The 14,275-nt window shown below is 66.9% G+C and carries 13 protein-coding genes; 12 read left to right on the top strand and 1 reads right to left on the bottom strand.

The window, feature by feature from the left end:
* Positions 1–4 precede the first annotated feature (4 nt).
* The 8 genes from FB459_RS06855 to cimA all read left to right on the top strand — a co-directional run bounded on the left by FB459_RS06855 (position 5) and on the right by cimA (position 9,809).
* Entirely contained in the window at positions 5–1,006 is a 1,002-nt protein-coding gene (locus FB459_RS06855) for a hypothetical protein (protein WP_141927930.1), read from the top strand.
* Positions 1,007–1,008: 2 nt separating this feature from the next.
* Positions 1,009–1,512: a SixA phosphatase family protein gene (locus FB459_RS06860; RefSeq protein ID WP_141927931.1), complete on the top strand. Its 504-nt coding sequence runs from the start codon at positions 1,009–1,011 to the stop codon at positions 1,510–1,512.
* A gap of 172 nt (positions 1,513–1,684) precedes the next feature.
* A complete protein-coding gene (locus FB459_RS06865) occupies positions 1,685–3,580 on the top strand; it encodes an acetolactate synthase large subunit (RefSeq protein ID WP_246092351.1) in 1,896 nt (631 codons plus the stop codon).
* A gap of 34 nt (positions 3,581–3,614) precedes the next feature.
* Positions 3,615–4,127, top strand: coding sequence for an acetolactate synthase small subunit (gene ilvN, locus FB459_RS06870; RefSeq protein ID WP_129624844.1), 513 nt, complete (start codon positions 3,615–3,617; stop codon positions 4,125–4,127).
* A gap of 54 nt (positions 4,128–4,181) precedes the next feature.
* Entirely contained in the window at positions 4,182–5,216 is a 1,035-nt protein-coding gene (ilvC, locus tag FB459_RS06875; protein WP_141927932.1) for a ketol-acid reductoisomerase, read from the top strand.
* 400 nt (positions 5,217–5,616) lie between these two features.
* On the top strand, positions 5,617–6,687 hold the full coding sequence (locus tag FB459_RS06880) for a 3-isopropylmalate dehydrogenase (protein ID WP_141927933.1): 1,071 nt from the start codon (positions 5,617–5,619) through the stop codon (positions 6,685–6,687).
* A 102-nt stretch (positions 6,688–6,789) separates the two neighbouring features.
* On the top strand, positions 6,790–7,887 hold the full coding sequence (locus tag FB459_RS06885; protein WP_141927934.1) for a branched-chain amino acid aminotransferase: 1,098 nt from the start codon (positions 6,790–6,792) through the stop codon (positions 7,885–7,887).
* Positions 7,888–8,213: 326 nt separating this feature from the next.
* Positions 8,214–9,809: a citramalate synthase gene (gene cimA / locus FB459_RS06890; protein WP_141927935.1), complete on the top strand. Its 1,596-nt coding sequence runs from the start codon at positions 8,214–8,216 to the stop codon at positions 9,807–9,809.
* A gap of 119 nt (positions 9,810–9,928) precedes the next feature.
* Here the strand turns inward: cimA and FB459_RS06895 are convergent, their stop codons facing one another.
* Positions 9,929–10,825, bottom strand: coding sequence for a 3-methyladenine DNA glycosylase (locus tag FB459_RS06895; protein WP_141927936.1), 897 nt, complete (start codon positions 10,823–10,825; stop codon positions 9,929–9,931).
* A 103-nt stretch (positions 10,826–10,928) separates the two neighbouring features.
* Here FB459_RS06895 and FB459_RS06900 point away from each other — a divergent pair, with 103 nt between their 5' ends.
* From FB459_RS06900 to FB459_RS06915, 4 genes are all read left to right on the top strand, one after another.
* Positions 10,929–11,789 carry an SGNH/GDSL hydrolase family protein gene (locus tag FB459_RS06900; protein WP_141927937.1) on the top strand — a complete coding sequence of 287 codons (861 nt, stop codon included), beginning with the start codon at positions 10,929–10,931 and terminating at the stop codon, positions 11,787–11,789.
* A 4-nt stretch (positions 11,790–11,793) separates the two neighbouring features.
* Positions 11,794–12,564, top strand: coding sequence for a fumarylacetoacetate hydrolase family protein (locus FB459_RS06905; RefSeq protein ID WP_141927938.1), 771 nt, complete (start codon positions 11,794–11,796; stop codon positions 12,562–12,564).
* Positions 12,565–12,646: 82 nt separating this feature from the next.
* Entirely contained in the window at positions 12,647–13,471 is an 825-nt protein-coding gene (gene murI / locus FB459_RS06910; protein WP_141927939.1) for a glutamate racemase, read from the top strand.
* Positions 13,468–14,250, top strand: coding sequence for an MBL fold metallo-hydrolase (locus FB459_RS06915; RefSeq protein ID WP_141927940.1), 783 nt, complete (start codon positions 13,468–13,470; stop codon positions 14,248–14,250). The genes murI and FB459_RS06915 overlap by 4 nt, the downstream gene beginning before the upstream one ends.
* Positions 14,251–14,275: the final 25 nt, after the last annotated feature.

Consider the following 14,275-nt stretch of genomic DNA (forward strand, 5'->3'; position numbering starts at 1 on the left):
GACCGTGCAGAACGACCGACGCGACCACGTGCTGCGCGTGGTGACAGCAGTGGGCTGGATCGCACTCGTGCAGGCACTTCTCTTCGCCGGGTTCGTCCTCCTGCAATCGACGCCACAGACGCCGTCACTCGTCGTGGTCTCGCCGAGACACACCTGGGCCGGGTACGTCGCCAACCAGATCAACACCGTCGACGGACACCCCGTCCGGGCTTATCTCGGTGGCACCGAGGCCGATGCCTTGGCGGACCTTCGGGCTGACCGTACCCAAGGCGTCCTGCTGGTCGATCCGACCAAGCCGCAGGACTCGCTGACCGTGAGTTCGGCACAGGGGGTCGAAGCGACCGCAGCAGTGCGTGTGGTCGCCGAGGCGGTGCAGCGGGCGTCATCACGCACCGTCGTCACAGCCGACATCACGACGCCGTCGAGGGAGGACCACGCGGGACGGCACGGGTACCACCTGGCACTCTCCTGGTTGTTCTGCGGACTCGCCTTCACTCTTGCCGTTCGGCGCGGGCACGAGTCCGTGCACGGACAGCTGAGGGGCGTCGCGATCACCCTGGTCGCGGGAGCCCCGGTGGTTGCTGTCTCGGTAGGAATCGCAGCACTGACGATTCCGGCGTGGGCTCAGCACGCGCTTCGCCTGTTCGTCATCGGTACCGCAACCTTCGCTGTTTCGGCACTGCTTGCCCGGGCAGCGCTCGCCCTCGCGGGTCCCGCCGGCCTGGTCGGGTGGGCACTCGCGCTGACGTTCGTCGCCGCCAGTCCGAGCCGAGCCGGTGCCGAAGGGTTCGGACGCGCCGATGTGCTCTGGCAGCCGATCGGGCCGTGGACACCTCCGGGGCTCGCAGTTTCCGGCGTCCGGCAGGTCGTCCAGCTCGGCGAATCATTGTCCGCATCGCACTGGGCGGGCTTCGTCTGGTGGGCGGCGCTCGCAGTTCTGCTCTGCGTGACCGGCTCTGCGAACCATCCGGGTGCCCACCGGCACGGACGCAGTGACATGCTCTAGCCATGACCACGGACCGCACTCTGATCCTGATCCGTCATGCCAAGGCCGAACCCCACGGTTCGACCACCGACCACGAACGCTGCCTCACCGAGCGTGGCGTCCTGGACGCCCGGGCGGTCGGCGACTGGCTTCGCGAGAAGTCCCTCAGCCCCGACTTCGTGTGGTGTTCCACATCGACCCGGACGCGCGAGACCTGGGCTGCGATCGTCGAGGCCTCCGGCGTCGGACCGATCGTCGACCATGAACAACGCATCTACGACGCCTCGCCGCGAACGCTGCTGGAGGTGCTGCGCGAGACCCCCGAGAACGCGCACTGCGTCGCTCTGGTCGGCCACGCGCCGGGCGTGCCGGCGATCGCCGCCGCGCTGACCGAGGCAAACGCCGCTGTCGACTTCGTCGACCACTTCGCCACCAGCGCGGTCGCCGTCCTCCGCATCGAGGGGGAGTGGGCCGACCTCGCCCCGGGCGCCACCGAACTCGAACAGGTCTTCGTCGGGCGCGGGTGACCAGCGTCACCCGATCACTATGTGAGACGACCGTCTCACATAGTTGACGGTCGCCCAGGTCGCGGACGAAGATCGACACATGGCACGGATTCTCGTACTTCCCAAGCGCGTCAGCTGACTCCGGTCGGTCGACGCGCCCACCCTCACTGCCTTCGGGCCGGAGGGTTTTTTCATGTCCGAGTCCGAAATGACCGAACACACGCAGAAGGTGGTTGCCGTGACAGACACCACGATCCGACCCGCCGCTCGACCGGGACAGCCTGTTCCGTCGCCGGCCCAGGTAGCGGCTCGCGTCCCGCAGGGCGTTCAGGAGATCGCTGATGTGACGGGCGCCCAGGCCCTCGTCCTGGCACTCGAAGCGGTCGGTGTCGACACCGTCTTCGGCATCCCGGGCGGAGCGATCCTGCCCGCGTACGACCCGCTGCTGGACTCGGTGAAGGTGCGCCACATTCTGGTGCGTCACGAGCAGGGCGCCGGACACGCCGCGCAGGGTTACGCGTCCGCAACCGGTCGCGTCGGTGTCTGCATGGCGACCAGCGGGCCCGGTGCCACCAACCTGGTCACCCCGATCGCGGACGCCTACATGGACTCGGTCCCGATGGTCGCGATCACCGGTCAGGTCAACTCGGCGGTGATCGGTACGGACGCCTTCCAGGAAGCCGACATCCGTGGCATCACGATGCCGATCAGCAAGCACAACTACCTGGTGACGGACGCGGACGAGATCCCGCGCGCGATTGCCGAGGCCTTCCACGTCGCCAGCAGCGGCCGCCCCGGTCCGGTGCTCGTCGACATCACCAAGGACGCCCTGACGGCCAAGACCACCTTCCGTTGGCCGCCGGCCGTCGACCTGCCCGGTTACCGTCCGGTGACCAAGCCGCACCACAAACAGATTCGCGCCGCGATCGAGTTGATCCGGGCCGCCAAGCGTCCGGTCTTCTACGTCGGCGGCGGTGTGATCCGCGGCGGCGCAGCCAAAGAGCTGCGAGAACTGGTGGAGCTCACCGGGATTCCGCTGGTGACCACCCTCATGGCTCGCGGCGCTGTGCCCGACAGTCACGACCTGCATCTGGGAATGCCCGGCATGCACGGATCCGTCTCCGCGGTGACCGCGCTGCAGAAGTCAGATCTGCTGATCACCCTCGGCGCCCGCTTCGACGACCGCGTCACCGGTCTTCTGGAGTCGTTCGCCCCCGAGGCGAAGGTCATCCACGCCGACATCGACCCGGCCGAGATCTCCAAGAACCGAGTGGCCGATGTGCCGATCGTGGGCGACTGCAAGGAAGTCATCAACGACCTGCTCGAGATGCTCAAGGCAGTCGACGGACCGATCGGTGATTACGACGCCTGGCGCGAGCGCACCACCAAGTGGAAGCGCGATTTCCCGCTCGGCTTCATCGAGCCGGACGAGGACGGCGCCCTGGCGCCGCAGTACGTCATCGAGCGTCTGGGCGCGATCGCCGGCCCTGAGGCGACCTACGTCGCCGGTGTCGGTCAGCACCAGATGTGGGCGGCGCAGTTCGTGCAGTACGAGCGCCCGAACTCATGGATCAACTCCGGGGGCCTGGGCACGATGGGCTTCGCGGTGCCGGGCGCGATGGGTGCGAAGGTCGCCGAACCGGAGCGCACGGTGTGGGCGATCGACGGTGACGGCTGCTTCCAGATGACCAACCAGGAGCTGGCCACCTGCGTGATCAACAAGATCCCGATCAAGGTCGCGATCATCAACAACAGTTCCCTCGGCATGGTGCGCCAGTGGCAGACGCTGTTCTACGGCGAGCGATACTCCAACACCGACCTGCACACTGCCATCGGTTCGCGGGTGCCCGACTTCGTGAAGCTCGCGGATGCCTACGGCTGCGTCGGCCTTCGCTGCGAGCGTCCCGAGGACGTCGACACCGTCATCCAGCAGGCGATGGAGATCAACGACGTCCCCGTGGTGATCGACTTCGTCGTCGAGCGGGACGCGATGGTGTGGCCGATGGTGCCCGCCGGCGTGAGCAACGACATGGTGACGATAGCGCGCAGCATGGCGCCGGTCTTCGACCGTGAGGAAGAGGGCGAATGATGTTCGGCGGCAACCTGATTCGAGGAGAGCACTGATGGCGCGCCACACACTCTCGGTGCTGGTCGAGAACAAACCGGGTGTGCTCGCGCGCATCGCCGGGCTGATCTCCCGACGCGGCTACAACATCGACTCGCTCGCGGTCGGGCCGACCGAGTTCGAGGAGATCTCCCGCATGACCGTCGTGGTCGATGTGGAGGAGCAGGCGCTGGAGCAGGTGACCAAGCAGCTCAACAAGCTCATCGAGGTGCTCAAGGTCGTCGAACTGGAACAGGCGGCCTCCGTGCAGCGCGAACTGGTGTTGATCAAGGTGCGCAGCGACGCCGCCACCCGTAGCCAGATCCTCGATATCACCCAGATGTTCCGGTGCAACGTCGTCGACGTCACCACCGACTCGGTGGTGCTGGAGGCGACCGGCACGCCGGAGAAGCTCGGCGCACTCCTGGGCGTGCTCGAACCCTACGGCGTCCGCGAGCTCGTGCAATCCGGTCTGGTGGCCGTCGGACGCGGTGGACGGTCGATCACCGACCGCGCCCGCAAAGCCGGCTGAGTTTCCGAAACCCCAAGAACTTCAATCGAATTCGCAACAAGAGGAGAACCAGAAGTGGCTGACATGTTCTACGACGAAGACGCTGACCTGTCGGTGATCCAGGGCCGCAAGGTCGCTGTCATCGGTTACGGCAGCCAGGGGCACGCGCACGCCCTCAACCTGCGCGACTCGGGAGTGCAGGTCGTCGTCGGCCTGCGCGACGGCTCGAGCTCCGCGGCGAAGGCACAGGCCGAGGGCCTGACCGTCCTGCCGGTCGCCGAAGCCGTGAAGCAGTCCGACTTCATCGTGATCCTCGCTCCCGACCAGGTGCAGCGCCGTCTGTACGCGCAGGAGATCCAGCCGAACCTCGCCGAGGGTGCGGCGCTGCTGTTCAGCCACGGCTTCAACATCCGGTTCGACTACATCAAGCCCGGCGCCGACAACGACGTCCTCATGGTCGCCCCGAAGGGACCTGGGCACCTGGTGCGTCGTGAGTACGTCGACGGCCGCGGTGTGCCGGTGCTCCTGGCGGTCGAGCAGGACGCGTCCGGCGAGGCGTGGGACCTCGCCAAGTCGTACGCGGCGGCAATCGGCGGCCTGCGTGCCGGCGGCATCAAGACCACGTTCACCGAAGAGACCGAGACCGACCTGTTCGGTGAGCAGGCAGTTCTCTGCGGGGGCGCCTCGCAGCTGGTGCAGTACGGCTTCGAGACCCTCATCGAGGCCGGTTACCAGCCCGAGGTCGCCTACTTCGAGTGCCTGCACGAGCTCAAGCTCATCGTCGACCTCATGGTCGAGGGCGGCATCGCCAAGCAGCGCTGGTCGATCTCCGACACGGCCGAGTACGGCGACTACGTCTCGGGTCCGCGCGTCATCGACCCGCGGGTGAAGGAGAACATGAAGGAGGTCCTTGCGGACATCCAGAACGGTGCCTTCGCCAAGCGCTTCATCGACGACCAGGACGCCGGCGCGCCGGAGTTCAAGCAGCTGCGCGAGAAGGGTGCTCAGCACCCCATCGAGGCCACGGGCAAGAAGCTGCGCGGCTTGATGAGCTGGATCAAGGACGGCTCGACCGACTCCGACTACGTCGAGGGCTCGGCCGCACGCTGATCAGCACGGCATGCACTGACTGTCCACGTCGTGAAAGCGGGCTGCCCACCATCGAACCCGTGAGTAGCATCGGTTCTCGTCTTACCGTCGATCACGGTGGACGAGGCTGACCGGCCCGGCGAGCGCGCAACCCCGCACCGCCCGGACCTCGCACTACCTGCATTGACACCGCTGCCCCCGCGGGCAGGCGATATTCCGAGGGTTGATGAGAATGACCGAAGAGCAGATGGACGCACGCCGCGCACTCCAGGAGTCGATGGACCTGCGCGACTGATCCGAGAGTCTCTCGTGAGAACCGCCCCTCGCCCCACACGGGCGAGGGGCGGTTCTCGTTGCACTTCAGCTATCGAAATATGAGACACGCGTACCACCATGCAAGACGCCGATCTAGCATGTGGGCATGAGTGAGACGGGCAGCCGGAACGCCACTGCGGATACCATCGATCTGGCCGTCATCGGCGGGGACGGCATCGGCCCGGAGGTCGTGGCCGAAGGTCTCAAGGTGCTCGACGCGGTCTGCGATGCCAAGGTGGCCCGCACCGAGTACGACCTGGGTGCGCGCCGCTGGCACGCGACGGGGGAAACGCTGCCGGATTCCGTGCTGGAGGAACTGCGCGGCCACGACGCGATCCTGCTCGGTGCCATCGGCGACCCGAGCGTGCCGAGTGGAGTGCTCGAACGCCAGTTGCTGCTGCGCATCCGCTTCGAACTGGACCACCACGTCAACCTGCGTCCGGCCAAGCTGTTCCCCGGCGTCAAGAGTCCCCTGGACGTGAATTCCGTTGCGCCGCAGGGCATCGACTTCGTCGTCGTCCGCGAGGGCACGGAAGGTCCGTACACCGGTAACGGCGGCGCCTTGCGCGTCGGCACACCCAACGAACTGGCCACCGAGGTGAGCGTCAACACCCGTTTCGGCGCTGAGCGCGTCGTGCGCGATGCGTTCGCGCGGGCGCAGGCTCGTGAGCGCAAGAAGCTGACCCTGCTGCACAAGCACAACGTGCTGTCGTACGCCGGGCACATGTGGCGCCGCACGGTCGAGGAGGTCGGTGCCGAGTTCCCCGACGTCACCCACGACTACGCCCATATCGATGCAGCGATGATCTACCTGGTGCAGGACCCGTCCCGGTTCGACGTCATCGTGACCGACAATCTGTTCGGCGACATCGTCACCGACCTCGCGGCGGCCGTCACCGGCGGTATCGGGCTGGCGGCGTCCGGCAACATCAACCCCGACCGCAGCACCCCCTCGATGTTCGAGCCGGTGCACGGTTCAGCTCCCGACATCGCCGGCCAGGGCAAGGCCGACCCGACGGCGACGATCCTGTCGGTCGCGATGCTGTTGGAGCACCTCGGTCGTACGGCCGAAGCGAGGCGCATCGAGCATGCGGTCGCGGCCGATCTCGCCTCGCGAGGAGACCAGGTGCGCTCGACCGCGCAGATCGGTGAGGCGATCGCCGCGACGCTCGCCTGAGGCCGATCGTCCGCGATGCTGGCGGCGGCGTAATCTGAGTCACACCCACACGTCTTCTCCGCCGGCCCATCACAGCGCGGCGAACCTGCAGGAGGATCCGCGATGTCCTTGTCGTTCAGTTCCAACCCCCGTCAGGACCGGGCGAGCGTCGCCGATCGTGCTGCAATCCTGGCGAACCCCGGCTTCGGCGACCACTTCAGCGACCACATGGTGCTGGCGAAGTGGAGCCAGGACGAGGGCTGGCACGACGCCGAAGTGACCGCGTTCGGCCCGATCCAGATGAGCCCGGCTGCTGCGGTGCTGCACTACGCGCAGGAGATCTTCGAGGGCATGAAGGCCTACCGGCACGCCGACGGCTCGGTCTGGACCTTCCGTCCCGAGGCCAACGCTGCCCGATTCGCCCGCAGCGCAAAGCGATTGGCGTTGCCGGTGCTCCCGGAGGAAGACTTCGTCGACTCGCTCAAGGCGTTGGTGCAGACCGACATCGACTGGGTGCCAGAGGCGGCGGATGGCGCGGAGACCTCGCTGTACCTACGTCCGTTCATGTTCGCGTCCGAGGCCTTCCTCGGGGTTCGCCCCTCGAAGGAGGTCACCTACTGCGTGATCGCCTCGCCCGCCGGGTCGTACTTTCCCGGTGGCGTGAAGCCGGTGTCGTTGTGGATCTCCAACGACTACGCGCGCGCCGGCGAGGGGGGCACGGGCGCCGCCAAGTGTGGCGGCAACTACGCATCCTCCCTGGCCGGTCAGTTGGAGGGCATCGCCGCCGGATGCGACCAGGCGGTCTTCCTCGACTCCTCGACGCATACCTATATCGAGGAACTCGGCGGCATGAACCTGTTCTTCGTCTACAAGGACGGCCGCATCGTCACTCCGGAACTCACCGGCACCATCCTCGAGGGAGTGACGCGCAGTTCGATCCTCGAGCTGGCCAAGGACCTCGGCCTCGAACCACAGGAGCGTCGCATCCCGATCCAGGAGTGGAAGGACGGCGCCGAGTCCGGCGAGATCACCGAGATCTTCGCCTGTGGCACCGCTGCCGTGATCACTCCCGTCGGCGAACTCAAGTGGGACGGTGGCTCGTGCGACCACCGCGTCGAGGGGCACAGGGACGAGATCGCGATGAAGATCCGCAAGACACTGCTCGACATCCAGTACGGACGCACCGAGGACACGCACGGCTGGATGACCCGTCTCGCCTGAGTGCCCACGTCGGTCGAACCGGTCACAGATCATGCATCTGTGGCCGGTTCGCGCGTCTCGTGCGAGAAGGTGGGCGACCGCATCGCGAGACGGCGGACCCACGGCGTGGACACCGCTGCCTGGACGTCGGCATGATGTCCGCATGGCAATCATGGGACACGCGGTCACCTCCGCCCTCATTATTTGCTAGCGCGTCGAGCCCGGCTCGACGCGCAACCTCCCGTTACCCCGGGAGGTTTTTCGTTTGCCGGGCCACCCGCACCCGGAACGAGGCGAAGAGCCGGGGCTCGGCAGACACCAAGCCCCCAGAAGACCAGGACTCCACGATGAGCCCCGCAGACACCTTCCACGTGTACGACACCACCATGCGCGACGGCGCTCAGCAGGAGGGACTCAACCTCTCGGTCGCCGACAAGCTGACGATCGCCGGGCTGCTCGATGACCTGGGTGTCGGGTTCATCGAGGGCGGGTGGCCGGGGGCGAACCCGAAGGACACCGAGTTCTTCAAGCTGGCCGCAGCCGGCGAGGTGCCGTTGAGGAACGCTCTGCTTGCGGCGTTCGGGTCGACCCGGCGGGCACACGGCAACGCGGCCGACGACCCTCAGGTGCGAGCGCTGCTCGATGCTCGGACGCCGGTCGTCACCATCGTCGCCAAGTCTCACGTACGGCACGTTCAGGATGCGCTGCGCACCTCGCTCGAGGAGAACCTCGCAATGGTCCGCGACACGGTGGCGGTGCTCGTCGGTGAGGGTCGGCGAGTGTTCGTGGACGCCGAGCACTTCTTCGATGGCTACCTCGCCGACCCGGCGTACGCATCCGACGTCGTCCGCTGTGCGACAGACGCCGGCGCCGAGGTGGTGGCGCTGTGCGACACCAACGGTGGGATGCTGCCCAGCCAGGTGTTCGAGGTCGTCCAGAAGGTGCAGGACGCCACCGGCGCACAGCTCGGCATTCACTGCCACAACGACACCGGCTGCGCCGTCGCCAATTCGATCGCAGCAGTCCAGGCCGGGGCGATGCACGTGCAGGGCACGGTCAACGGGTACGGCGAACGCACCGGCAACGCCGATCTAGTGACGGTCGTCAGCAATCTGCAGCTCAAGCTCGGCCGCCACATCATCGATCCGGACGCGCTTCGGAACGCCCTGCACCTCAGCCACGCGATCAGTGAGATCACCAATATCGCCCCCTACGGGCGGCAGCCGTACGTCGGTGCGAGCGCGTTCGCGCACAAGGCCGGGCTACACGCCTCGGCGCTGCGGGTCGACCCTGATCTCTACCAGCACATCGATCCCGCTCTGGTCGGCAATTCGATGCGAACTCTGGTGTCGGACATGGCCGGTCGCGCCAGCATCGAACTCAAGGGCAAGGAGCTCGGCTACGACCTCACCGACCGTCCGGAGCTTCTCGCGCGGGTGGTCGAGCGAGTGAAGGGCATGGAGCAGGACGGCTGGACCTTCGACGCCGCGGACGCGTCCTTCGAACTCCTGTTGGTGGAGGAGGTGGACGGCGCCCGGCCGCGCTACTTCGACACCGAGTCGTGGCGGTGCATCATCGACTCGTCGCCCGGTGACCTGCCCGCGCTGGCCGAAGCGACGGTGAAGATCCACGCTGCGGGAGAGCGGCACGTGGCGACGGGGGAGGGGAACGGTCCCGTCAACGCGCTGGATCACGCTCTGCGAGAAGCACTTTCGGCCACCTACCCCGAACTGGCGTCCTTCGAGTTGATCGACTTCCGGGTGCGCATCCTCGACGCGGCCACCGGCACGGACGCCACCACGCGCGTCCTCATCGAGACCCGCGACGCCGACCGCACCTGGACGACCATCGGCGTCGCTCCAAACATCGTCCACGCCAGCTGGCTCGCCCTCGTCGACTCCTTCAGCTACGGCTTGCTCAAGCGCGGGGTTCAGCCGAGGTAACTCGAAATGCACCAGGTGACTGCGTACACGGCGTTCCCTCGTGCACTTCCCGTCACCTCGATGCCGGCTGTGGGCAGCCGTGGTCTGGAACAACGGTCGGACGTGGGTCGATCTCCCGGTTACGATTCGACGATTGCGCGCACGGGTGCGCACCAAAGGGAAGCAGGAACGTCCAGCACCGCGAGCAGTCGCTGACGCAGGGGACGGGCGCGGTCGGCGAACGCTCGCTGCTGGCGGACGTACTCGGCCTTCCCTTCAGGGGTCTCGACGGCTACCGGGGTGTGGCCGAGGGACGTGACGTCGTACGGGGAGGCTCGCATGTCGAGCAGGCGGATCTCGCGGGCGAGGTCGAAGCAGTCCATCACCAGTTCACTCGGCACGAGCGGGCTGAGTTTGAAGGCCCATTTGTAGAGGTCCATGCCCGCGTGCAGGCAACCTGGTTGTTCGAAGTTCGCCTGTGAATCACGTTCTAGCACAGCCGAGTTGCGAGGAACGGCGTCCGGGGTGAAGAAGCGGTAGGCGTCGAAGTGGGTGCACCGCAGATCGTGCGAATCGACCACGTCGTCGGTGCCGGCATGCCCCAGGCGAAGGGGCAGTTGTGCGTGGCGCACCTCGTCCGCAGGCGTGCGGTAGGCCATCGCCCACTCGTGCATCCCGAAGCACGACAACTGCATCGGACGCTCCGATGTCACCGACAGCAGCCGGTGAGCCAACTCGAGTACCTCGCCCTTGCGCTCGATGAACGCGGGCACGTCGACGGACGCGCCCCCGTCGTCCACTCGGTAGAACGCCCAGTCGGACCGTTCCTGAGCTCCGTCCAGGACGACTCCGGCGCCCGGGTGCCACACACGCAGGTGCGATGGCTTGAACGGGTAGTACTGGAAGAGGAAGTCGTCGATGGGGTGCTTCAGACCGCGATCGCGACGGTGAATGTGTGCGGCGACGGAGGCGTCGACCCGCCGCTCGTGGGCGAGCGAGCGGGCTCGCCAGTCGTCCTGCGAGAGCACCTGCGCCACGCGAGCACGGTAGTCGGGTGCAAACGCAGCCGGGAAATCGGAGCCGGGAAACGTCCGACGTGGCAGAGTGAGCCAGATCACACCCCGCCAGGAGAGCACCCCCATGAAGCGTTCCATCGCACTGTCAGCAGTACTCGCCGTCGCCGGATTCACCGCCGCACCGGCCGCATTCGCCGGAGCAGACAATTCGCATGCGTCGTCCGGAACCTATGTCGCACTGGGGGATTCGCTCGCCGCCGGGTACCAACCCGGCTTGGGTGACGACAAGGACGGCGGTTACGTCGGCGGCGTGTACGCCAACCTGCGGGACAAGTACCGCGGCGCGAAACTCGTCAACCTTGCCTGCAGCGGTGAAACCAGCACGGGCATGATCGCCGACGGCCGGTGCACCTACCCGGACGGTCAAAGCCAGTTGGAGGCTGCCGTCGATCTGATCAGGTCTCAGAAGGGCAAGGTCCGGCTGATCACGCTCAACATCGGTGCCAATGACGTCCAGCGGTGTGTGAAGGGCGGTGCTGTCGACATGCCGTGCGTTCAGGCCGGACTCACCGCCGTCGCTCGCAACCTGCCGCAGATCACCACCGCCCTGCGGGCCGCGGGCGGCGCCCAGACCCAGATCGTCGTCCTCAACTACTACAACCCGTTCCTCGCGGCCTGGGCCGCCGGCAACCCGCAACTCGCGCAACTGTCGACCATGTTGCAGGGGCAGCTCAACGTTTCGATCTCGTACGCGGCCAAGGCCGCCGACGCGAAGGTCGCCGATGTCGCGACGGCGTTCCGCAGCAACGACTGGAGCCTGCAGCCGAACGGACTGCCCACCAACGTCGCGATGATCTGCGGTTACACCTGGATGTGCAGCAAGGGCGACATCCACGCCAACGACATGGGGTACGCGCTGATGGCGGACACCGTGACCCCGCTGGTGCACGGGCCGAAGCGTCCGGCGGCGCCCTCAGTAAGCTGACCTGGTGCGAATCTGCCGATACACCGATGGTGAAGACCCCTACTTCGGACTCGTCGACGGGGCGGGCGAGAAGATCGCCCAGATCAGCGGCGACCCGCTGTACACCCGGATCGAACTGACCGGAGTCACGACGACGGTCGACCGGGTGCGCCTGCTCGCACCGGTCATCCCACGGTCGAAGGTGATCGGCATCGGTCGCAACTACGCGGCCCACGCACAGGAGATGGGCGCCGAGCCGCCGAAGGAACCGATGATGTTCCTCATCCCCAACACCGCCGTCATCGGTCCGGACGACCCGGTGGTCATGCCGCCGCAGTCCGAACGGGTCGACTACGAGGGCGAAGTGGCCGTGGTCATCGGACGCATGTGCCGCGACGTGTCGCCCGAAGAGGCTGCGAAGTCGATCTTCGGCTACACCTGCGCCAACGACGTCACCGCGCGCGACCTGCAGAAGTCGGACGGTCAGTGGGCCCGGGCCAAGGGGTTCGACACGTTCTGCCCGATCGGACCGTGGATCGAGACCGACCTCGACCTCTCGGATCTGCGGGTCCGCACCCGGCTGGACGGCGAGACCGTGCAGGACGGTACGACGGCCGACATGATCCACGACGTCCCGACGCTGATCTCGTACGCATCGCAGGCGTTCACGCTCCTGCCCGGTGACGTGATCCTGACCGGCACGCCGGAAGGTATCGGTCCGGTGCAGCCTGGTCAGCGCGTCGAGGTCGAGGTGCAGGACATCGGCACGCTCGCCAACCCCTACGTGCGTCACTGAGCCGTCGGCCCGTGGTCATGCTGTGACCATTTGCACGTCGATCTGATTCGGCACGGTCCGCGACCGGCCCTAACCTGGTTCGGTGTCTGGTGCACCCATCGGGATCTTCGACAGCGGTTACGGCGGTTTGACCGTCGCGCGCGCTGTGCTCGATCAGTTGCCGCACGAATCGATCGCCTACCTCGGCGACACCGCGCGGGCACCCTACGGACCGCGTCCGATCGCGCAGACCCGTGAGTACGCGCTGCAGTGTCTCGATCGATTGGTTGCGCATGGGGTGAAGGCGCTCGTCATCGCCTGCAACACCGCGTCCGCCGCCGTGCTGCACGACGCGCGCGAACGCTACGACGTGCCGTTGGTGGAGGTGATCCGCCCCGCGGTCCGCCGCGCCGTGAGCGCCACTCGCACCGGCAGGGTCGGTGTCATCTCCACGAAGGGCACCCACCAGTCCGGTGCCTACCTGGACGCGTTCGCCGCGGCGCCCCATCTGCACGTGCGCTCGCAGCCGTGCCCGCGGTTCGTGGAGTTCGTCGAGGCCGGCATCACCGGTGGTCCCGAACTGCTCGAGGTCGCTCGCGGATACCTCGAACCACTGCAACAGGACGGCGTCGACACCGTCGTCCTGGGCTGCACCCACTACCCGTTGCTGACCGGTGTCATCTCGTACGTCATGGGTGACGGGGTGACCCTGGTGTCGTCCGCCGAGGAGACCGCCAAGGACGTCTACCGCGTGCTGGCCGATCGCGACCTGCTCGCGCCGGCATCGGACGGCATGCCCGGCCTGTCGTTCACCACGACCGGAGACCCTGAGGAGTTCCGCCGCTTGTCCAAGAGGTTCCTGGGGTTGCCGCCCGAGTTCGACGACGTGTTCGAGAACAACTTCCATCAGGTGGGAGTGACCGGATGAGGCTCACCATCATCGGCTGCTCCGGTTCCTTCGCCGGCCCGAACTCTCCGGCGTCCAGCTACCTGGTGCAGTCCGAGCACGAGGGACGCACCTGGAACCTCGTGCTCGACATGGGCCCTGGTTCGCTCGGCGCGCTACAGCGGCACATCGAACTCGACGCGATCGACGCCATCGTGATCAGTCATCTGCACCCTGACCACTGCCTCGACCTGACCGGACTCTTCGTCGTCACCAAGTACCACCCGACACGTGGCCCCCTGCCGCGCGTGCCGGTCTACGGCCCGCAGGACACCGCCGCGCGCATGTCCCGCGCGAACGGGGTGACGCTCTGCGAGGCATCCGACCCGCACGGCATGGACAGCGAATTCGATTTCCGCACATTGGTTTCGCTGGACGCGTTCCAGGTCGGCCCGTTCACGATCACTCCGCACCGGGTCAATCACCCGGTGGAGGCGTTCGGCTTCCGCGTCGAGGCCGACGGCAAGGTGCTGGTTTATACCGGCGACACCGACAGCACCCCTGATCTGCTGCCCCTGCTGCGCGACGCCGACCTCGTGCTCGCCGACTCGGCGTTCTGCGAGGAGCGCGATGAGGTACGCGACATCCACCTCACCGGACGGCGTGCGGCCGAAGCTGCCGTGGCCGCAACCGGAGTCCAACGCCTGATGCTGACCCACATCCCGGCCTGGAACGACCCGGAGGTCTGTCGCGCCCAGGCAGCGCAGGTCTGGCCCTCGAAGGTGGAGCTGGCCGTCTCCGACGAGGTCCACGACATCTGAACTGGCTTGCGTCGCGGGAGGGTTC

This window comes from Yimella lutea, from assembly GCF_006715095.1.
GTDB classification, from domain to species: domain Bacteria; phylum Actinomycetota; class Actinomycetes; order Actinomycetales; family Dermatophilaceae; genus Yimella; species Yimella lutea.